22 protein-coding genes are annotated in these 20,220 nt (G+C 70.7%); 7 read left to right on the top strand and 15 right to left on the bottom strand.

Annotated elements, in window-relative coordinates; genetic code table 11:
- The first annotated feature begins 103 nt into the window (after positions 1-103).
- Positions 104-592, top strand: a complete 489-nt coding sequence (gene bldD, locus NZH93_RS31710) for a transcriptional regulator BldD (RefSeq protein WP_015103676.1) — start codon at positions 104-106, stop codon at positions 590-592.
- Positions 593-646: 54 nt separating this feature from the next.
- Here bldD and nusB read toward each other — a convergent pair whose 3' ends face one another.
- Genes nusB through NZH93_RS50900 form a run of 4 tightly spaced genes read right to left on the bottom strand, consistent with a single transcriptional unit; the run spans position 647 to position 4,716 of the window.
- On the bottom strand, positions 647-1,066 hold the full coding sequence (gene nusB, locus NZH93_RS31705) for a transcription antitermination factor NusB (protein WP_259626936.1): 420 nt from the start codon (positions 1,064-1,066) through the stop codon (positions 647-649).
- A 1-nt stretch (position 1,067) separates the two neighbouring features.
- Positions 1,068-1,631 carry an elongation factor P gene (gene efp, locus NZH93_RS31700; RefSeq protein WP_259626935.1) on the bottom strand — a complete coding sequence of 188 codons (564 nt, stop codon included), beginning with the start codon at positions 1,629-1,631 and terminating at the stop codon, positions 1,068-1,070.
- Positions 1,632-1,682: 51 nt separating this feature from the next.
- Positions 1,683-2,765 carry a M24 family metallopeptidase gene (locus tag NZH93_RS31695; protein ID WP_259626934.1) on the bottom strand — a complete coding sequence of 361 codons (1,083 nt, stop codon included), beginning with the start codon at positions 2,763-2,765 and terminating at the stop codon, positions 1,683-1,685.
- A gap of 37 nt (positions 2,766-2,802) precedes the next feature.
- Complete coding sequence (locus NZH93_RS50900; protein ID WP_259626933.1) at positions 2,803-4,716, bottom strand: tetratricopeptide repeat protein; 1,914 nt, start codon at positions 4,714-4,716, stop codon at positions 2,803-2,805.
- Between the two features lie 54 nt (positions 4,717-4,770).
- Here NZH93_RS50900 and NZH93_RS31685 point away from each other — a divergent pair, with 54 nt between their 5' ends.
- Entirely contained in the window at positions 4,771-5,175 is a 405-nt protein-coding gene (locus tag NZH93_RS31685; protein ID WP_259626932.1) for a B-4DMT family transporter, read from the top strand.
- Here the strand turns inward: NZH93_RS31685 and NZH93_RS31680 are convergent.
- Both NZH93_RS31680 and NZH93_RS31675 read right to left on the bottom strand, forming a co-directional pair.
- Positions 5,172-6,692: a beta-xylosidase gene (locus tag NZH93_RS31680; RefSeq protein WP_259626931.1), complete on the bottom strand. Its 1,521-nt coding sequence runs from the start codon at positions 6,690-6,692 to the stop codon at positions 5,172-5,174. The genes NZH93_RS31685 and NZH93_RS31680 overlap by 4 nt on opposite strands.
- Before the next feature lie 79 nt (positions 6,693-6,771).
- On the bottom strand, positions 6,772-7,173 hold the full coding sequence (locus NZH93_RS31675) for a VOC family protein (protein ID WP_259626930.1): 402 nt from the start codon (positions 7,171-7,173) through the stop codon (positions 6,772-6,774).
- Between the two features lie 175 nt (positions 7,174-7,348).
- Here NZH93_RS31675 and NZH93_RS31670 point away from each other — a divergent pair, with 175 nt between their 5' ends.
- Complete coding sequence (locus NZH93_RS31670; RefSeq protein ID WP_259626929.1) at positions 7,349-8,362, top strand: hypothetical protein; 1,014 nt, start codon at positions 7,349-7,351, stop codon at positions 8,360-8,362.
- A 110-nt stretch (positions 8,363-8,472) separates the two neighbouring features.
- On the opposite strand, the gene aroQ is transcribed toward NZH93_RS31670, so the two are convergent.
- The 8 genes from aroQ to NZH93_RS31630 all read right to left on the bottom strand — a co-directional run bounded on the left by aroQ (position 8,473) and on the right by NZH93_RS31630 (position 15,392).
- Positions 8,473-8,901 carry a type II 3-dehydroquinate dehydratase gene (gene aroQ, locus NZH93_RS31665; protein ID WP_259626928.1) on the bottom strand — a complete coding sequence of 143 codons (429 nt, stop codon included), beginning with the start codon at positions 8,899-8,901 and terminating at the stop codon, positions 8,473-8,475.
- Complete coding sequence (aroB, locus tag NZH93_RS31660) at positions 8,898-10,004, bottom strand: 3-dehydroquinate synthase (RefSeq protein WP_259626927.1); 1,107 nt, start codon at positions 10,002-10,004, stop codon at positions 8,898-8,900. Before aroB ends, aroQ begins: the two co-directional genes overlap by 4 nt.
- A 188-nt stretch (positions 10,005-10,192) precedes the next feature.
- A complete protein-coding gene (locus tag NZH93_RS31655) occupies positions 10,193-11,419 on the bottom strand; it encodes a DNA glycosylase AlkZ-like family protein (RefSeq protein WP_259626926.1) in 1,227 nt (408 codons plus the stop codon).
- Between the two features lie 2 nt (positions 11,420-11,421).
- Entirely contained in the window at positions 11,422-11,925 is a 504-nt protein-coding gene (locus tag NZH93_RS31650; protein WP_259626925.1) for a shikimate kinase, read from the bottom strand.
- Positions 11,926-12,736: 811 nt separating this feature from the next.
- The gene (gene aroC / locus NZH93_RS31645; protein ID WP_259626924.1) at positions 12,737-13,936 is read right to left on the bottom strand and encodes a chorismate synthase; all 1,200 of its coding nucleotides are present in this window, start codon (positions 13,934-13,936) and stop codon (positions 12,737-12,739) included.
- 12 nt (positions 13,937-13,948) lie between these two features.
- Positions 13,949-14,518 carry a prepilin peptidase gene (locus NZH93_RS31640; protein WP_259626923.1) on the bottom strand — a complete coding sequence of 190 codons (570 nt, stop codon included), beginning with the start codon at positions 14,516-14,518 and terminating at the stop codon, positions 13,949-13,951.
- Positions 14,519-14,703: 185 nt separating this feature from the next.
- The gene (locus tag NZH93_RS31635) at positions 14,704-15,159 is read right to left on the bottom strand and encodes a PTS sugar transporter subunit IIA (protein WP_259626922.1); all 456 of its coding nucleotides are present in this window, start codon (positions 15,157-15,159) and stop codon (positions 14,704-14,706) included.
- A complete protein-coding gene (locus tag NZH93_RS31630; RefSeq protein WP_259626921.1) occupies positions 15,156-15,392 on the bottom strand; it encodes a PTS sugar transporter subunit IIB in 237 nt (78 codons plus the stop codon). The genes NZH93_RS31635 and NZH93_RS31630 overlap by 4 nt, the downstream gene beginning before the upstream one ends.
- Before the next feature lie 154 nt (positions 15,393-15,546).
- Here NZH93_RS31630 and NZH93_RS31625 point away from each other — a divergent pair, with 154 nt between their 5' ends.
- The 4 genes from NZH93_RS31625 (at position 15,547) to NZH93_RS31610 (ending at position 19,358) form a co-directional block, all read left to right on the top strand.
- On the top strand, positions 15,547-16,326 hold the full coding sequence (locus NZH93_RS31625) for a GntR family transcriptional regulator (RefSeq protein WP_259626920.1): 780 nt from the start codon (positions 15,547-15,549) through the stop codon (positions 16,324-16,326).
- Positions 16,323-17,618, top strand: a complete 1,296-nt coding sequence (locus NZH93_RS31620) for a PTS transporter subunit EIIC (protein ID WP_259626919.1) — start codon at positions 16,323-16,325, stop codon at positions 17,616-17,618. Before NZH93_RS31625 ends, NZH93_RS31620 begins: the two co-directional genes overlap by 4 nt.
- A gap of 34 nt (positions 17,619-17,652) precedes the next feature.
- On the top strand, positions 17,653-17,922 hold the full coding sequence (locus NZH93_RS31615) for an HPr family phosphocarrier protein (RefSeq protein ID WP_259626918.1): 270 nt from the start codon (positions 17,653-17,655) through the stop codon (positions 17,920-17,922).
- Positions 17,923-18,071: 149 nt separating this feature from the next.
- Positions 18,072-19,358 (top strand): hypothetical protein, encoded by a 1,287-nt coding sequence (locus NZH93_RS31610; RefSeq protein WP_259626917.1) that lies wholly within the window; start codon positions 18,072-18,074, stop codon positions 19,356-19,358.
- 21 nt (positions 19,359-19,379) lie between these two features.
- Here NZH93_RS31610 and NZH93_RS31605 read toward each other — a convergent pair whose 3' ends face one another.
- Complete coding sequence (locus NZH93_RS31605) at positions 19,380-20,219, bottom strand: shikimate dehydrogenase (RefSeq protein WP_259626916.1); 840 nt, start codon at positions 20,217-20,219, stop codon at positions 19,380-19,382.
- Position 20,220 lies beyond the last annotated feature (1 nt).

The raw sequence follows: 20,220 nt of genomic DNA, 5'->3' as shown, positions 1-20,220 counted from the left end.
ACCTGGCGACCACGGAGAGCAATCATTACTCTGCGTATTGAGTCTGACCTCCCCGGCCCAGTCCCCTACCGGCTGACGGGGCGAATGAACGGAGAACCGCCACATGGGCGACTACGCCAAGGCGTTGGGGGCCAAGCTCCGCGCGATCCGGCAGCAGCAGGGCTTGTCCCTGCACGGCGTCGAGCAGAAGTCCGGCGGTCGCTGGAAGGCCGTGGTCGTCGGCTCGTACGAGCGGGGCGACCGAGCCGTGACCGTGCAGAAGCTGGCCGAACTGGCCGACTTCTACGGGGTGCCGGTGGCCGAACTGCTGCCGGAGGGCCGGGTGCCGTCGGGCGCCGAGCCTGCCACCAAGATCGTCATCAACCTCGAACGGCTGCAACAGCTACCGGCCGAGAAGGTGGGTCCGCTCGCGCGGTACGCCGCCACCATCCAGAGCCAGCGCGGCGACTACAACGGCAAGGTGCTCTCGATCCGCACCGAGGACCTGCGTTCGCTCGCGATCATCTACGACATGACCCCCGGCGAGCTCACCGAGCAGCTCATCGACTGGGGCGTCCTCCCGCCTGAGGCCCGCCCGGCCAAGGAGGACTGAGACGACCAAGGCCACCCCGGATCACCGAGGTGGCCTTGGTCCGTCCAGCCGGTGCTAGAGGACGGCGCGCAACTGGTCCGCGATGACCGCGATCCGGCCGAGCACGCCGTTGACGAAGCGCGGCGAGTCGTCGGTGGACAGACCCTTCGCCAGCTCGATCGCCTCGTCGATCGCGACCGCGTCCGGCACGTCCGTCGCCCACAGCAGCTCGTACAGGCCGATCCGCAGCACCGCGCGGTCGACCGCGGGCATCCGCTGCAACGTCCAGCCCTCGGCGTGCTCCGAGATCAGGTCGTCGATGCGCGCCTGGTGCGCCTTCACGCCCTCGACGAGCGTCACCGTGTAGTCGTTCACGGGGGGCACGTCGGCCGAACCGACCCGGCCCGCGACCAGCGTCACCGGGTCCTCGCCACGCAGGTCGGCCTCGAAGAGGATGTCGACCGCGCGTTTGCGGGCCTTGCTGCGCGCACCCACGTCAGCTACTCACACGGCCGAGGTAGCGACCGTCGCGGGTGTCGACCTTGACCTTCTCACCCGTGGTCACGAACAGCGGCACCTGGATCTCGGCGCCGGTCTCCAGCGTGGCGGGCTTGGTGCCGCCGGTGGAGCGGTCGCCCTGGAGGCCGGGGTCGGTGTGCTGGATCAGCAGCTCGACCGAGGTCGGCAGCTCCACGAACAGCGGCACGCCCTCGTGGGTCGCGACCATCGCGTCGGTGTTGTCCAGCATGTAGCCCGCGGCGTCGGCGACGGTCTCGCTGGGCACGGTGATCTGGTCGTACGTGTCGTTGTCCATGAAGACGAAGTCGTTGCCCTCCTTGTAGAGGAACGTCATCGTCCGCTTGTCCACGGTGGCCGTCTCGACCTTGGTGCCCGCGTTGAAGGTCTTGTCCACGACCTTGCCGGACAGGACGTGCTTCAACGTGGTGCGCACGAAGGCGCCACCCTTGCCCGGCTTGACGTGCTGGAACGCGGTGACGGTCCAGAGCTGGCCGTCGAGGTTCAGCACCAGGCCGTTCTTCAGGTCGTTGGTCGTGGCCACGGTGGTGGTCTCTCCTGTTGTCTCAAGGGGCGGGCCCGGCGGAGCGGGCGCTTAGACGACCACGAGTTCCTTCGTGGTCAGGGTGAGGAGCTCCGGCGCGTTCTCACGCACCACGAGCGTGTCCTCGATGCGGACACCACCCTCTCCCGACAGGTAGACGCCGGGCTCGACGGTGACCGCCATACCGGCGGAAAGTGTACCTTCACCGGACTTGGACAGCGCCGGAGCCTCGTGGATCTGCAAACCGACGCCGTGCCCGAGCCCGTGCAGGAACTGCGGCCCGTACCCCGCGTCCACGATCACCTGCCGGGACGCCGCGTCCACCGCGCGCACGTCGACGCCCGGCCGCAACGCCGCCCGCCCGGCCGCCTGCGACCGCGCGACCAGGTCGTACAGGTCCCGCTGCCAGTCCGCCGCCTGGCCGAGCACGAGGGTCCGCGTCATGTCGGAGTGGTAGCCGCCGACCAGCGCCCCGAAGTCCAGCTTCACGAGGTCGCCCGCCTTGAGCACCGCGTCCGTCGGCCGGTGGTGCGGGATCGCCGAGTTCGCCCCGGCCGCCACGATCGACTCGAACGACGGCCCGTCCGCCCCGTGGTCGAGCATCCGGTTCTCCAGCTCGCGCGCGACCTCCCGCTCGGTCCGCCCGACCCGCAGACCGCCGTGCTCGATCAGGTCGACCAGCGCCCGGTCGGCCGCCGCGCACGCCATCCGCAGGGCATCGACCTCGGCGTCGTCCTTCACCAGCCGGAGCCGCTCGACCAGCCCGGACGCCCGCACCAACCCGTCCACCACGCCTGCGAGCCCGTCCAGGCCGTCCACCGTCACGTGCTGGCTCTCGAACCCGACCGCCCGGTGCCCGTCCTTGCCCGCCCTGGCCGCCAGCGCCAGGTCGCACGGCCGGTCGATGACCCGCTCCAGGTCCGGGACCTGCGACCGCGACTGCGTCTGGTAGCGCCCGTCGGTGCAGAACACCGTGCGCTTCTCGCCGTCGGCGGCCACCAGCAGCGCGGCGTTCGACCCGGTGAAGCCCGTGAGGTACCGGACGTTCAGGAGGTCGGTCACGAGCAGGGCGTCGAGGCCCTGGTCCACGAGCATGGCGCGCAGTGCGGCGCGACGCGGTGCGTGCAGCGGCATACCAGCAGAGTAGGGGTATCGGCCGCGTCGCACAGGGCTACGGAAGTCGGTCATCGATCTCACCGGCCCGGTCCAGCAGCGGCCTCGCCTCTGCAGCGAGCCCTTGCTTGCGCAGGATTCCCGCGAGATTCCTCAAGCGGGTCGCGATCGTCGGGTGCACGGGGCCGAACGACGCCTCGTCCATCACGAGTGCGCGCTCGAGCACCATCCGCGACATGGCGAGGTCACCTAGCTTCCCCAGCACCAGGCCGAGGTTGTTTAACCGGGTGGCGATGGCGGGGTGCCCTGGAGCGAGGGTCGCCTCGCCGACCCTCAACGCCTCCTCCAGCAGGCGGCGTGCACCGACCAGGTCACCGAGATCGGTCAAGACGAGTGCCAGGTTGTTCTGGACGATAGCGACCTGCGGGTGAGCGGCCCCGAAATCGGCTTGGTCCGCCGCCAGCGCCCGTTCGAGCCACTCCCGAGCCGCGACCAGGTCGCCCAGGTCGCGTTGAACCAGCCCGAGGTTGTTAAGTATTGAGCCGATCGCGAAGCAGTCACGCCCTCCTGCAGACTCCGCGATGTCGAGCGATCGTTCCAGCAGAGGCAACGCGTCGGCGGGCCTGCTCAGTTCCATGAACACCGCGGCCAGGTTGTTCAGAATCGTCCCGACGTTGCGGTGGTCCGGGCACGCCGCCCCTTCGGCAACCAGAAGAGCACGCTCGAGCAGTTCCCGGCTCTTGTCGAACTCACCGAAATCCTGAAGATGGGCTCCGGCCTGGTCCAGCAGGCGCACGAGCAGGTCGCCGTCCAGCAGCCCGAGTTTGAGATCGTGGCCGAGCACGGTGAGGACGTGCGGAAGCAGAATCCGCCACACTGGCCATGACTCGGGACCTTCGTGGTCTCTGGGTAGTGCCCGCGAAAGCAGGGTCGCGGCACGAACCAGCGGGTGCGGTGATGGCCAGGCCACGTCCTCCGCGTTGCGCCGAGCCGCCAACTGCACCATGCGGTGCATGACCAGTCGATCGTCGACGCGCTGCGCCAGCGAGTAGTCCACCAGCGGCGCGACCGCCATACTGGGCGAACCAAACTCGTCGAACAGGGAGAGCGGGATCGCCTCGGGGCCGAGGTAACCGCAGACCTGCAGCACGGTCGCGGCTCTAGGGTCGAGCCGGGTGAAGCTCATGGTCCACACCGTGGCCAGGGTTGAATCCGACGCCGGACGGTGGCCGTCCACGCCCTGGCCAGCCATCAACTCGGGGTTGCTGCGCAGCAGGTTCAGGTACTCGTCGACCGGCATGCCGGTCTGCTTCAAGTAGGCAGCGGCCTGTTCCAGCCCGAGTGGCAGGTCACCCAGCAGGACGGCCAGGTCATCGGCTCCTCCTTCGGAGATCATGGCCCGCTGACGAAGCAGGGTGATCGATTCGGGCCGGGTGAAGGTGTCGAGATCCAGCACGTCGCCAAGGGCGTCGAACCCAGCCCGCCTGGTCGTCACCAAGACCCGGCACCAGGGCAGGTAGTCCCTGATGTCGTGCACGGATTCGGCGTTGTCGAACACCAGCAGGCAACGGCCCCGGTTGCGCAGGTGGGACAGCAGCAACGGCACAGCGGCCCTGGTATCGGCCGGGAGGTCGAGGCGGAGGGCCTTGCCGAGCAGGTGAAGCTGGTCCGGGATCAGGGCCCGGTTTTCGGCGAAGATCCACCAAACGACGTCGTAGCTATCCGAGTTCTGGTAGCAGTACTCGACCGCCAACTGGGTCTTGCCGACGCCGCCCATCCCGCGAACTGTTTGAACCGCGAGACCGTCGAGCGTGGCCAAGGCGTCCACGCGGCCGACGAAGTTCGGATTGCGGGGCGGAACGTTCCACGCGCCGGTCGGAGGTCCGGCGGCGTAGTTGTTGACCACGACGTCGCGTCCCGCCTGGTTCACCGTCGATTGGCCGGAAGCCAAAGCGTGCTGGCCGTGATCCACCTGTCTCCCTCCGTGCAGGTACTCATGGTCCCACCTGGCACTACCCTGTCCGGCATGGGTGCGTGGCTGGTCCGGGGGTTTTGGATGGGTCTGCTGCACGGCGCCGTGCAGGCGGGGGTCGTGGCGGTGAACGTGCGCAGTCCCGAAGCGGGCTCGTCGGTCCGGGTGATCGCGTTCGGGCTCGTCGTGGTGATCGCGGTGCTGTGGGGCGCGCTGGACGCGTGGCGGCGGTTCGACGGGCGTGGGATGTGCTGGTTCTTCGCCTCGCTGGTGGCGGGGCCGCTGGCCGGGGTGGTGGGGGTGGTCGGCACCGGCGCGCTGGTGGACCAGACCGGTGTCGAGTCGCTGTGGCCCGCGCTGACCGGCGGGGCCGCGTTCACCGCGCTGGTGGTGCTGGCGTCGGCGGCGGTCGGGATGGGCCTGGGGAACGTGGCGCCGCAGCCCAAGGGGTCGCACTAGCCGCGGAGCTTGGTCAGGTCTCCGGCCGGGGTGTACTTGAGGAACTCCGCCCGCGTGGTGTGCCGGACGGGCGAGGAGTTGAGGGCGGCCACGTCGTCCGCGCCGATGAGCCAGAGCTGGTCGTCGTCGACGAGCACGCCGGTCTGGCCGTCGGGCGACCGCAGGACCTCCGCGCCCGCCGGGATGAGCGCGGCCACCGGGAGCTGGTCGACGATCGCCGGGCGGTGGTCGAGCACGGTCCTGGCGAGGCGGTCGGTGACGGAGCGCCGCTCCAGCCGGACGACCTTGCCGCCGACGACCAGGTCCATCGTCCGCTCGGGCGACGGGACGGCGACGCCGTCCAGCACGGTGGCCGCTTCCTTGGTGGCGCAGCCGGGCACGCCCGCGAGGTCCATGCCGAAGTGGGTCAGGTCGGTCGGCGCGCCCGCCGCTCCGTCGACGGTGGCGCGGACGACGTCGATCGGCACGCGGCCGCACGGGTCGTCGGCGGCGACGGGGGCGTGGCCCTCGGACGTGCGGACGAGACCTGGGCCCTCGCGCCACGGGCCGGGCACGGTGACCGGCTCATACGGGGTGAGGGTGAAGTCGGAGTTCCAGAAGGTGATGGTCGTGCCGGTGTCGGTCTCGTGGGCGATGGCGAACGCGTCGAGCGCCTCGACCCACATCCAGTCCGCGCTGAACGCGTCGACCACCGAACGGGCGCGCGGCGAGTTGGTGCCGGACACGGCGGAGAACCCGCGCACGCCCAGCGCCTGCACGCCGGACAGGAACAGCGGGTCCTTCGACCGCAGCACGAACTGGCCCGCGCCGTTCCACCCCGCCGCCGAGCCGGTGGTGTCGGTGAACATCAGGTAGAACCAGCCGTTCAGGTGAAGCACAGCGGGCTGGCCCGCGCCGTAGGTGTTGTCGCGGATGGTGTCGTAGGCCGGGCCGACGATCGGCTGGCCGTTGTGCGCACGCTGCCACGAGATGCCGTCGGTGCTGGTGGCGACGCCGATCGCGTTGCCGTGGGCGTGGTCGCCGGAAGCGCCGGTGTAGTAGAGGTAGTAGGTCTGGCCGACGTGGATGACCGACGGGTCGCAGGTGTGCACGCCGTCGAAGCCGGTGACGCTGCCGCTGAGCACGGGCTGGGCCGTGGCGCCGTTGGGCGCGGTGAACGGCCCGGTCAGCGAGGCGCTCTCGGCGTACAGCAGGTCGTCGCCCGCCGGGACGGCGTAACCGAGCTGGCTGCACCACCACATCCGGTTGCGGCCGTTCTCCACCAGCACCGTCGGCCCGTAGTTGTAGGGCGAGTCGCCGCCGCCCACCGCGATGACACCCGCGCTGCCGCGCGACCGGTCCGACGCGACCGCCACCGGGTCCTTCGGGGTGGCGCGCTGCGCCTGCTTCTGGGGGGCGACCGGCGGCGCGACGCCCCCGGTGCCCTCCGCCTGGTTCATCGTGACGCCCCCGTCGCAGGACGACAGCAGCAGTGCGGCGACGGACGCGGTCGCCACGATCCGGAGAAGCCTCGACATGCGGGAGCTGTCCTCCACTTGGTTGACCCCTCGGCGAATCGCCACCCAGTGTAGAAGATCAACTCACCCGTCCAGGTGACTACTCGCCAGTAGTAGCCACGAGTTCCACCTCGAACCCGTCCTCGTTCTCCAGGTACGCCGCGTAGTGCTCCGGCCCGCCCGCGTGCGGATGCCGATCCGCGAACATCAACACCCACCCGCGCTCCCGCGCCCCCACCACCAACGCCTCCACCGCTTCCACCCCTCCGACGTGCAACGCGAGGTGATTGAGCCCCGGCCGCGTCCGCTCATGCGGCCCACTCCCCATCGCGGGCGACCGCTCGACGACCACGTAGGTCGGCCCGAGCCGCCAACTGACCCCGGCAGACCAACGCTGGTACTCGACCCAACCCAGCTCTCGCAGCAGCCACCCGATGGTGGCTTCCGCACGGGTGACGTCGGGCACCCAGAGTTCAACGTGGTGCAACGCTCCGTGGGTCACGTAGTCCTTCCAATCACTTCGGCCGAGCAGCGGGAGATCGCCAAGTTGCCGCAGTTTTGCGGATCGTGGATGCCTTGGGAGGGCGACGATGTGATCGCGATGAGCACGGTCGATCACCGACCACGGCACCAAGCCTCTCGCACCCATCCCTGGTGGCACGGCACGAAGGTGGTAGATGAACAGCAGCGCGCGCCGAGCGGCACACCGGGGCACCAGCAACGACATGTCGGGCAGTGTCGTCGGGCCGGTGGTGCAGGCGGGAACCATCCATCGGCTCACGCTCCACTCGGCAGGCGGCGGGAGCGGTGGTGGCGGGAGCGGTGACGAGCCCGACCCCGACTCCGACGACAAGAAACCCGCCGCGGGCTTCGTCGGATTCGTCCTCGTCGCCGGGTTGCTCCTCTACCTGTCGCAGGGCGACGGCGGGAACATCGGCAGAACCCCGTTCCCGGTCGAACAGGGAGCACGGCCGGTGGCGTCGAGCACCAAGGCCGTGCTGGACGTCGTGGGGAAGAAGCTCCTGTCCTGCGCGGCGGAGGTGGTCTTGCAGCCCGCCAACTGCCCCCAGGGCTTGGACTCCCCGCTTCCGGCTCACGGAGTCCGGTGGACGTTGGTCGGCGATCCGATCGACGGCGCGGAGGTCGTGTGGAACAACGGCAAGTTCCACGCCCGCGGCAACGCCGTGATGCTGGTCGACTACGAGACGGCCAACGGGCCGAAGCACGACACCCAGGCGTTCCACTTCCAGACCGAACTCCCCTGGCAGGGGGAGAGCACGACGATCGACAACGTGTACCGGGTCGAGGACGCCCTGGCGGGCAAGATCGTGAAGCGGCGTCCGGGGTCGACGGCCCAGGAGGTCTCCGCGGTGGTCCGGGACGAGTTCGTCCGGTGCGCCGGGGCGACGTCGGCACCGATGCCGGTCGGCTGTCCGACGACGAACGCGGTTCCCGTCGTCAAGAACGTGACCTGGGCCTACGAGGGAGACCCGCCTCCGAACGCGAACGCCAGGCAGGACTTCGACCCGGAGTTCGGGATCATCCACGTCGTCGGCAGCTACTCGGCGACCGTCCGGCGGCAGTCCGGCCAGGACGCGGCCAGGCCGTACTTCACCTTGAGCGGCGACTACGCCGCCACGGTGATCGAGCAGGACGGTCGGATCCGGCCGCTGCGGATCATCCACAAGTAGCTGCCCGGTGGGTGTGGTGGCCGTCCAGGTGCCCGTGGACCGCGACCCCGGAGAACTCGTCCGTCTCCGGGGTCGCGCGCGCCTTCACCACGGACTGCCAGTCAGGCCGGTCAGGCCTTGGTGGCCAGCCAGCGCAGTGCGAGGGCGTAGCCCTGGACGCCCAGGCCGAGGATGGTGCCCTCGGCGACGGCGGAGATGTAGCTGTGCTGGCGGAAGTCCTCGCGCTTGTGGACGTTCGAGATGTGCACCTCGACCAGCGGGGCGGTGAGTTGGGAGCAGGCGTCGCGGACGGCGACCGAGTAGTGGGTCCACGCGGCCGGGTTGAGGACCACGGGGTACTGGTGGTCGGCGGCCTCGTGGAGCCAGCCGAGCATCTCGCCCTCGAAGTCGGTTTGGCGGACGTTGACCTCCAGGCCCAGTTCGCGGCCGGTGGCCTCGCACAGCGCGACCAGGTCGGCGTACGTGGTGCTGCCGTACACGTCGGGTTCGCGGGTGCCAAGCCTGCCCAGGTTGGGGCCGTTGAGAACGAGGACCTTCACAGCAGGACGCCTCCGCCCGTGGTCGGTTCGGCGGCGACGGCCGAGTAAGCCGCGGCGATCAGGGACGGGTCGGGGCCTTCGAGCCTGCCGGGCTTGGCCAGGCCGTCGAGCACGACGAAGCGGAGCACGCCCGCGCGGTTCTTCTTGTCCACCCGCATGCCCTCCATGAGCTGCGGCAGCGCGGCCGGGTCGTAGCTGGTGGGCAGGCCGAGCTTGGTCAGCACGGACCGGTGGCGGTCGGCGGTCGCGTCGTCCAACCGGCCCGCGAGGCGGGCGAGTTCGGCGGCGAACACCAGGCCGACGCTGATCGCCGCGCCGTGGCGCCACTTGTACCGCTCGCGGCGCTCGATGGCGTGGCCGAGGGTGTGGCCGTAGTTCAGGATCTCGCGCAGGTCGGACTCGCGGAGGTCCGCGGACACGACGTCCGCCTTGATCTGGATCTTGCGCCGGACCAGTTCCTCCAACACGGTGCCCGCCGGGTCGAGCGCGGCCTCCGGGTCGGCCTCGATCAGGTCGAGGATGACCGGGTCGGCGATGAAACCGCCCTTGACGACCTCGGCCATGCCCGCGACGAGTTCGTTGCGCGGCAACGTGTCCAGCGTCGCCAGGTCGGCGAACACCGCGGTGGGCTCGTAGAACGTGCCGACCAGGTTCTTGCCCGCCGACGTGTTGACGCCGGTCTTGCCGCCGACGGACGCGTCGACCATGCCGAGCAGCGTCGTCGGGACGTTGAACAGCTTCACGCCGCGCATCCACGTCGAGGCGACGAACCCCGCGAGGTCGGTCACCGCCCCCCCGCCGAGCCCGATCACGGCGTCCGACCGGCTCAGGCCGATCTTGCCGAGCACGTCCCAGCAGAAGCCCGCGACGGGGAGGTCCTTGCCGTCCTCCGCGTCCGGGATCTCGACGCGGTGCGCGTCGGCACCACCCGCGGCCAGCGTCTCGCGCAGCGCCTCGGCGGTCTCGACGAGCGTGGGAGGGTGGATGATCGCGATCTTGGCGATGCCCTGCACGGCTTCCGCCATGTCGCCGAGCAGACCGCGCCCCACCACCACGTCGTACGGTCGTTCCGCGGCCACGCGGATCCGCACCGGCTCGCCCATCAGCGTTCTCCCTCGTTCATCAGGACCTCTCCGTGGACATCCCCGGCTTCAGCCGGGGGAAGCGAACTTCGCGCGTGGCGGGCGGACGGCCTCCGCGCCGTGGCGATCACACCGGGCGGCGATCCGCGGAGACCCCGCCCGCCGACCCGAGCAGGACCACCCCGCTCCGGTCCGGGGAGGGGTCGACGTCACGACCATTCGACCACGTTCGGCTCCAGCGCCTGCCCGCCCCACACCGCGGCCAGCAGTTCGGCCTGGTCGCCGAGCGCCTTGCGCGCCTCACCCCTGATCCTCTTCCAGCCCCGCACGTGGAACGTCACCGTGCGGCCGCTGAACGTGTACCGCCAGTCCCCCACCACCTCGCCGTGCACGACCAGCGCGCCCGGACTGCCGACCGCCCGCCACACCCGCTTGGCCACGGCGGCGTCCGGCGCCACCAGCCAGCGTGGGCCGAGCAGGTACGGGTCGCGCGGGAACAACAGCAGCCCGGCGGGCGGCGGTGGCGCCGCGGCCACGGCCTCCACCGCCAGCAGCTTCCGCCCGTCCACCACCACCGACCGCAGGCCGGAAGGCCACTCGGACGGCGGCCCGGCGCCGAGCCACTTCTCCGCGTCCGCCTTCGCGAACGGCCCGACCAGCCGCGCGTAGGCGCGCAGCAACGTCGGCTCACCCTCGGGTTCGACGACGGGCACCGGCCCGACCGGCTTCCGGAACACCAGCCTCGCCCCGACGTGGTCCAGCTCGATCCCGGCCAGCAACGTGCCCAACCGGAACAACCCGTCCATCACGTGGTGCGCCCCGCACGGCTCGCACCACGGCGTCCAGTCCGCGGGCAGCAGCGGACTCACCACGGCCGACAGCTCACCCTTGGTCGCCCGGTCACCGGGAAATTCCCGGTGCAGCAACTCCACCAGCAGATCAAGCCCACCAGGATCAGGCGCGTCGAACCCACCGATCCACGCGGCCCACTGCCGCGGCGCACGCGGCCTCAACTCCCGACGCAACACCGGCAGGTCAGCCGCACGGTGCAGATGCGGCGCACCCCGCAGACTGAGCACCCGAACCAACCGACCCGCGTCCGCCTCGGCAGATCCCGGACCGTCTGCCACCACCCCGCCGAGCCCCGACCGGCCAGGTCCCGGACTGTCCATTTCCGGACTGCCCAACGTCGACTCGTCCGACCCCGGCCCGGCGCGCCCCGGCCTGCCCGGTCTCGACCGGGCGGCACGGCTCTCGTCTGCGTCCGACCAGGAGAACTCCGGTCCGACGCGAACGGCCAGCCCTGCCCCACCCGTCTTCGGCGGGCTGTCGACGAAGCCGAGCGTGAGCACGTCCAGGGCTGCCAGCTCGGCGCCGCCGTGCAGGTCTTGCGCCGCCGCGCGGTGCGCCAGCACTTCGGCGCGGGTCGACTCCACCGTCAGCGCTGGTCGAGGACGGCGTCGACGACCTGGTCCGGGTTGAGGTGGTCCGTCACGACCTCGATCGTCGCGACCTCCCGGTAGAGCGGGAGGCGGGCGTCGAGCAGTGCCTTGAACGTCGCTCGCGGGTTGATGCCGGTGAGCAGTGGGCGCGCGCTGGACAGACCGGTGCGCCGGACACCCTCCGCCATGCCGACGTTGAGGAACACCACGGTGTGCCCGGCCAGGCGTTCCCTGGTCGCGGCCGACAGGACCGCGCCGCCACCGAGCGCCAGCACACCCTCGTGCGTCTTCAGCCCGTCCGCGACGGCCTGCTCCTCCATCGCCCGGAACACCGGCTCGCCGTCGCTGGTGAAGATGTCCGAGATCGGCTTGCCCGCGCTCGCGACGATGTCCTCGTCCACGTCGCGGAACGGCAGCCCGAGCCGTTCGGCCAGCATCTGACCGATGGTCGTCTTGCCCGCACCGGGCGGGCCGAGGACCACGTAGGCGGGAACGCTCACAGAACCGCCGTCCTTCCTGGCAGGAACACTCGCGACACACGACGGCGCGCGGAACCGACAGACCGTGCCACCCCACGCGGACAGCGTCGGCAGGCCAGTGCAGGTTCCACGCGACTGCTGTCGGACGACGGTCGGGAACGCGGTGAGACCACTCCACAGCGGATGGCCGACTTGGGAAGGCTCGGGTCCGCGACCACGGGCACGATGCCCAAGGCCGGGGCGGACCGGGGCCGGAACACGTCCAGAACCACGGACAAAGGGTCCGAAACCACAGCAGGCCGAAGCACAGCCACGACCGGAACCACAGACACCCCGCCCGAAACGGCAGCAGGTCGAAGCTCGGCCACGTCCGCGACCACACTCTCCAGGGCCATCGCGTGCCCTGGACCGGCCACGGCCAGGACCACCGGCACGCCGTCCGAGACCACAGCAGGCTGAAGCCCGGACGCGACCGGAACCACCGGCACGCCGCCCGGAACCACGGCAGGCCGGAGCTCAGCCAGGTCCGGCACCATCGACACGCCGCCCAGAACCACCGCACGGCCTGGCCCAGCTACCTCCGGGACCACCGGCACGCCGCCCGGGGCCGTGGCAGGCCGGAGCCCGGCCGCGACCGCAACCACCGACACACCGTCCGGAGCCGTGGCAGGCCGGAGCCCGGTCAGGTCCGGGATCACAGGCACGCCGCCTGGAGCCGCCGCACGCCCTGACCCGGCTACCTCCGGGACCACCGGCACGCCGTCCAGGGCCGTGGCTGGGCGGGGGTCGGTTGGGGTCGGGATCGGGGGTGGGGTGGTGGGGTGGGGGTGGTTCACAGGCCTTCCCAGCGGGCCTCTAGGGCGGAGAGGTACGCGGCCACGTTGCGCTTGGTTTCGGTGAGCGAGTCGCCGCCGAACTTCTCCAGTGCGGCCTCGGCCAGGACGAGGGCGACGACGGACTCCAGCACGACGCCCGCGCGGGGTACGGCGCACACGTCCGAGCGCTGGTGGATGGCCACGGCGGCCTCGCCGGTGCGGACGTCCACAGTGGACAGTGCTTTCGGGACGGTTGAGATCGGCTTCATCGCGACCCTGGCGCGCAGCGGCTCGCCGTTGGTGATGCCGCCCTCCAGGCCGCCCGCGCGGTTGCTGCGGCGGGTGACGCCGGACGGGCCCTTGCCGCGGTCGATCTCGTCGTGCGCCTGGCTGCCCCAGCGGGTGGCGGTGGTGAAGCCGTCGCCGATCTCCACGCCCTTCATCGCCTGCACGCCCATCAGCGCGGCGGCGAGGCGGGAGTCGAGCCTGCGGTCCCAGTGCACGTGCGACCCGAGGCCCGGCGGCAGGCCGTACGCGATGACCTCGATGACGCCGCCCACGGTGTCGCCCGCGTCCTTGACGGCCTCGACCTCGGCGACCATCGCCGCGGTGCCCTCCGGGGAGAACGCGCGGACCGGGCTCGCGTCGACCGCGGCCAGGTCGCCGGGGCCGGGCACGGGCGCGTCCTCGGGCGTCTTCGCGCCGCCGATGGACACGACGTGGCTGACGATGTCGACGTCGAAGACCTGCTTGAGGAAGTTCCGGGCGACCGTGCCCAGCGCCGTGCGCGCGGCGGTCTCGCGGGCGCTGGCGCGCTCCAGCACCGGACGAGCCTCGTCGAAGCCGAACTTCTGCATGCCCGGCAGGTCCGCGTGACCCGGCCGAGGCCTGGTCAGCGCCTCGTTGCGACCGGTCGACTTGAGCTGGCTCGGATCGACCGGGTCGGCCGACATGACCTTCTCCCACTTCGGCCACTCGCTGTTGCCGATGGTCACGGCGATCGGCCCGCCCTGGGTGAGGCCGTGGCGCACGCCTCCGAGGATGGCCACCTCGTCCGCCTCGAACCCCATGCGGGGGCTGCGGCCGAAGCCCAGCCTCCGGCGTTCCAGTTGGACCGTCAGGTCCGAGGTGGTGACCTCCACCCCCGCGACCATGCCTTCCAGCACGGCGACGAGAGCGGGTCCGTGTGATTCCCCAGCGGTGATCCAGCGCAGCACGGACGAATCCTTTCACAGGAGGAACACCGCTAACACCCAGGTCGAAGCCAGCAGACCCGGCCCGTGCGGAATCCCGCCATCCGGACGGGTGAGCCCGACCAGCAGGGACAGGCCGGAGGCGAGGACGGCCCCGAGCGCCAGCGCCCCGTACGAGACCGCCCCGAGCACCGCCCCCAACGGCACGGCGAGCTTCACGTCGCCACCGCCGAGCGCGCCCGGCGAGAACAGCCGGACCACCAGGTGGCCGACCCCGAAGACCAGGCCACCCACCAGGGCGCGCACGCCCACGTCGAGACCCGCGGGCACGAGGAGCACCGCCAGGACGGGGTACGCGGGGAGCGTCAGCGCGTCGGGTAATCGGCGGTGGAGCACGTCCGTCGCCGTCAGCAGCACGGCGAGCCAGCCGAGCGCGAGCGTCACCGCCAGCCAGTGCGGCGGGGGGTGCCGATGGGCCGCCACGGTCCACAGGACCGAGTTCGGGGTCGCGCACCACAGCCAGTGCACGACCGCGCCGCGACGCAGGCGGCGGAGCAGCCACGCGCCCGCGGCTCCCGCCAGGAATCCCAAGACCGTCCAGTGCATGCCGTCAACGATCCGGCGGGAACTCCCTGTCGCACAAGAACGAGCACCGCCGAACGGACCTTTCACACAGCCCCGGACGGGTGAACCTCGCACGGCGTTCACCGGAACGACCCACACGGGGACTGGACGCCGTCACGCGGATGCCCTTCGATGCGCCACATGCGTCGAAGGGCACCCGCGTGAGATCAGCGCTGCCAGGAGAAGAGCTGGTCGCCGACGGCGACCGTGGCCCCCTCGGAGAACTCCCCGAGCGAGTCCGCCGGGGCGTCCAGCGCCACGACGGGGCAGATGGGCGAGAACCCGGCCGCCTCGACCTCCGCGGGGTCCCAGCTCACGACGGCCTGACCCGCGCGCACGGTCTCGCCCTTCACCACGTGCAGGGTGAAGCCCTCGCCCTTGCGCTTCACCGTGTCGATGCCGAGGTGCACGAGCACCCCGGCGCCGCTCTCGGTGGCCACGACGAACGCGTGGGGGTGCAGCGTCACGATCGTGCCGTCGACCGGGGACACGACGTCCGCGGCGACCCTGTCCGGTTCGACCGCGATGCCCGGTCCGACCATCGCCTGGGCGAAGACCGGGTCCGGCACCTCGGTCAGGGACACGACCCGACCGGCCACCGGGCTCCCCACGCTCAGGGTCACAGGAGGTCCTCGATGTCGCTGGCGATCGTGTCCGCCTCGGGACCGACGATGACCTGCACGACGTTGCCCTGGCGCATGACACCGTGCGCGCCCAACGCCTTCAGGGCCTTTTCGTCGACGACCGAACCGTCTTCGAGCTCACACCGCAGGCGGGTGATGCACGGTTCGATCTCGATGATGTTCGACGCCCCGCCGAGCGCAGCGAGGATCTTCTCCGCCTTCTCGTCAGCCACTTCGTGTCCTCTCTCGACTGGTGACACCGCTTGGCCACGGTCACGTAACGGCGGTTGACACCCGCTCCGCACGGAGAGCATTCTCCCCGCACAAACTGGTCTAGACCGGAAAGTACCAATGAGGTCGGCCGCAAGCGAGAGCGGGGAGGTGCACATGGGCGAGCGGGAGACTCCCACGAGGATCGTGGACGGTCCGAAGCCGAAGCACGCCCAGTTGCGCGACATCCTGCGCCGCCTCGCCGAGCAGGAGCTCCAGCCCGGTTCGCCGATCCCGTCCGAACGCGACCTCGCGGACCGCTACCAGGTGTCGCGCATCACCGTGCGCGCCGCGGTCGGGCAGCTCGTCGCCGAGGGCCTGCTCACCAGAGCCAAGGGCCGCGGCACGTTCACCGCCCGCCGCAGGTTGGACGTCCAGCTCTACCTGGAGTCCTTCACCGACGACATGCGCAAGCGCGGCATGACCCCCGCCACCGAGGTGCTGAGCCTCGACGAGGCGATCCCGCCGGAGGCCGCGGCGAGCGCGCTCGACCTGCCCTCGCGGGAGCGCGCGTACCAACTGGTCCGCCTGCGCAGGGCCGACGGGATCCCGCTCGCCGTGGAACGCGGTTGGTACAACCCCAGGATGGTGCCGGAACTCCGCCGCCACGACCTGTCCACATCGCTCTACACGTTGATCGCGGACACCTACGGCGTTCAGCTCGACCACGCCAAGCAGACGGTGTGGGCCGAGAGCGCCGACGCCGACACCGCGAAGCTGCTCGGCGTCCGCAAGGGCAGCTCGCTCCTCGTCTTCCGCCGCGTCGCCAGCTCGCTGGGCAGGCCGGTCGAGGACATGACTTCCTGGTACCGGGGCGATCTTTACCAGGTAACGATGCAATTGGACCGGACCGTCCCGGATTCCGGCCCGCACTCCGCCAAGGGAGGTACCCGATGAGCGCCAGCGCCCCACAGGCGACCGGCGGTCGCGAGATCAAGGGACTTGCCGCGCTCCAGCGCTTCGGTCGCAGCTTGATGCTGCCGATCGCCGCGCTGCCAGCGGCAGGCCTGTTGTTGCGACTCGGCCAAGACGACTTGCTCGGCAAGGACGGTCTGGGCTGGAACAAGGTGGCCGCGGTCATCGGCGCAGCCGGTGACGCCGTGTTCGCCAACCTGCCGCTGCTGTTCGCGGTCGGTGTGGCGATCGGCTTCGCGCGACGTGGTGACGGTTCGACCGCTCTGGCGGCCGTCGTCGGCTTCGTCGTCGTGCAGGGCGTGTTCAAGGCGCTGTCGCCGTTCGTGCTGCCGCTCGCGGCGGACGCACCAGCGACCGCCAAGCAGGAACTGATCGACTACCGGGTGTTGACCGGCATCATCGTCGGTCTCGTGACAGCGGCCTTGTGGCAACGGTATTACCGCATCAAGCTGCCCCCGTACCTGGCGTTCTTCGGTGGCCGCCGCTTCGTGCCGATCCTGGTCGCCGGTGTCATGATCATCATCGGTGTCGTGCTCGGCCTGCTCTACCCGCTGTTCGACAAGGCGTTGACCTGGTTCGGCGACACGGTCTCGGAGAGCACGATCGTCGGCGCGGGCATCTACGGCACGGTCAACCGCCTGCTGATCCCGCTCGGCCTGCACCACATCCCGAACACCTTCGTGTGGCAGGTCTTCGGCGAGTACGAGGCCAACGGCGTCGTCAAGACCGGTGACATCCCGCGCTTCCTGGCGGGCGACCCCTCCGCGGGCACCTTCCAGACCGGCTTCTTCCCGATCTTCATGTTCGCCCTGCCCGCCGCGGCGTTCGCCATCTGGCAGACCGCCAAGCCGTCGCAGAAGAAGATCATCGCCGGCATCATGGGCTCCGCGGCCCTCACCTCGTTCATCACGGGTGTCACCGAGCCGCTCGAGTTCGCGTTCATGTTCGTCGCGTGGCCGCTGTACCTGATCCACGCGGTGCTGACCGGCACCTCGCTGGCCATCGCCAACGCGCTGGGCATCCACGACGGCTTCTCGTTCTCGGCCGGTGCGATCGACTTCATCCTGAACTGGAACATCGCCACCAAGCCGTACCTGCTCATCGTGATGGGCCTGGTCTACGCGGCGATCTACTACTTCCTGTTCCGCTTCGTCATCACCAAGTGGAACCTGAAGACCCCCGGCCGCGAGGACGACGAGGACCCGGAGGCCGACCCCAGCGTCGTCACCGCTTCCGAGACCTCCACGACCTCCGGCAAGCCGCTGAGGGACTGACTCCCCTCGGGGAGCACCAAGGAAAGGACGGATCATGCCTGAGCGACGGGTCACCGTGGCGAGCAAGGTCGGACTCCACGCCCGGCCGGCGGCACTGCTGGCGAAGGCCGCCGCCGGACAGCCGGTCAAGGTCACCATCCGCAAGGACGACGGCCAACCGGTGGAGGCCGCGAGCGTGCTCGGCCTGATGACGCTCGGCGCGATGCACGGCGACGAAGTGGTGCTGTCCGCGGACGGCGAAGGCGCGGACGCCGCGCTGGAGGCCATCGCGGAGATCATCGCCACGGATCTCGACGAGGGCTGATTCGCCCGAGCCGCACCAACGAGGAGCCCGTGCGTCCACTTCGGACGCACGGGCTCCTCGTGCTTCCGGCCACAGCGCGGGCCGCGTACCAGCGAGCCTCACTAGGGTGCGGGGAGGTCGGACCTCCGACCCCTATTCGAGGAGCACGATTGAGGAACAGGAACGCGCTGTCCCTGCTCGCCGCGTCCGCGGCGCTGGCGGCGTCGACGCTGGCGGTGGTCACGCCCGGCACCGCGGCGGCGGCCACGGCGCCATCGGTGGCGGACTTCCGCCTGGTGCCGTCCAACCTCGCCCAGGGCCTCGTCGTCAACGACCTGGACCAGGAGCTGCCCAAGCTGGGCGTGCAGAACATCCTGATCCAGGCGAACCGCGACGACGCGCCCAAGGGCGAGGACTGCACGTCGCCCGCGCTGAGCACGAACACGATGCCGGTCCTGAGGCAGTTCTGCTTCACCAAGGGCGATGTCGACACCACGCTCTGGGTGCCGCAGGGCGTGACGACGGTCGCCGACGCGCAGGCCGACCAGCTCTGGGGTGACAAGCGGGCCATCCTGGTGAGCTGGTACAACAAGGAAACCTCGCCCGCCAAGGGCGTGCGGGTCTCCTTCCTGGACCCCGACACGGGCAACTACCAGCACGTGCTGCTCGCCTACCCGTACATCAACGGCTCCGGCAACCCCTCCTACGAGGCGGTGACCGCGCCCCAGGCGGGCAACGGCGGCAGCGTGCACGCGGGCGGCATCGTCTGGTACGGCAACTACCTGTACCTGGCCGACACCAACCGCGGCGTCCGGGTGTTCGACATGCGCTACATCTTCGACATCAAGTCCGCCGCCAACGGCAACGTCACCGACACCGAGAAGGTCGGCAGGCAGGACGGCACGTACTACAGCTACGGCTACCGCTACGTGATGCCGCAGATCTCCGGCTGGACGAACCCCGGTGGCCTCGCGTCGTTCCCCGCGGACTACAAGTGCCTCGCCTCGGGCCCGCAGAAGTTCTCCTACATCTCGCTGGACCGCAGCACCAGCCCGCACTCCATCACCACCGGCGAGTACTGCGCGGACCAGAACAACGCGGACCTCAACGGACGGGTCGCGCGGTGGCCGATGAACCAGGACACCGGCGCGCCGCTCACCAACGCGGGCGGGCACTGGCAGGCCAGTGAAGCGCTCCGGCTGCACACGCCGAGGGTGCAGGGCGCGGTCTCGACCGGAGGCCTGTGGTACCTCAACAGCACCGGCGGCGGGACGACCGGACCGGGCCACCTCCAGAGCGCCTGGAAGGCGAGCGCCGGGGTGCTGGAAGCGGGGAGTCCGGAGCGCGACGTGGCCATCGGTGTCGAGGACCTGTCCTACTGGCCCGGCCGCGGCGAGCTGTGGACGGTCACCGAGCACGACAAGCAGCGGATCCTCTACGCCACGCCCCTCCCGTAGGGGCGGGCCCCTGCCGGTCGCTCAGGCGATCGGCAGGGGCAGCACGTCGCCGGTGGCGGCGCTCAGCGCCTTCCGCATGGCTTCACGGGGGGCCGCCTGGCCGGTGAACTGCTCGACCTGCCCGAAAGCCTGGTGCAGCAGCATGTCCAGGCCGGTGGCCATCGTGCGGCCCTGGTCGAGGACCGCGAGGCCCAGCGGCGTGGGCCACGGGTGGTAGATGACGTCCAGCAGGCACGGCGCCTTCGCCAGCGACGACGCCACGGGCTCGGTCGCCGACGGCGGCACGGTGCTCACCAGGACGTCCGACGCCGAGGCCAGCGCGGCGAAGTCCGCGGACGCCCAGCTCACCACCGACAGGCCCAGACCGAGCCTGGACGCGCAGGCGACGGCCTCCGCCGCACGGGCCGCGTCGCGGACGACCAGGTCCACTTCGGACAGTCCCAGCGCGGCGAACGCGGCGAGGGCGGCGGTGGCCGTTCCCCCCGCGCCGAGCAGCAAACCCCTGGTACCACCGGAAAAACCGCCCGCGTGCCGGAGCGCGCCGACGACACCGTCCACATCGGTGCAGTCCGCCCGCCACCCGTCCGGCACGCGCACCAGCGTGTTGGCGGCGCCGACGACGGCGGCCCGCTCGGTCACCGAGGTCGCCACGGCCAGCGCGGCGCGCTTGCCAGGCATCGTGACGGACAGACCGGTCCACGAGTCGTCGAGACCCGCGACCAGCGCGGGCACACCGGCTTCGTCGCACTCGACCCGCGAGTACGTCCAGTCGAGGCCCAACGCCTCGTAGGCGGCGTTGTGGAGCACGGGCGACAGGGAGTGCGACACCGGCGAACCGATGACGGCGGCGCGGGACGGCATG

Source organism: Umezawaea endophytica (assembly GCF_025061645.1).
GTDB classification, from domain to species: Bacteria; Actinomycetota; Actinomycetes; order Mycobacteriales; family Pseudonocardiaceae; genus Umezawaea; species Umezawaea endophytica.
Note: the sequence above shows the minus strand (reverse complement) of the source record. Positions and strands in the feature narration are given on the sequence as shown.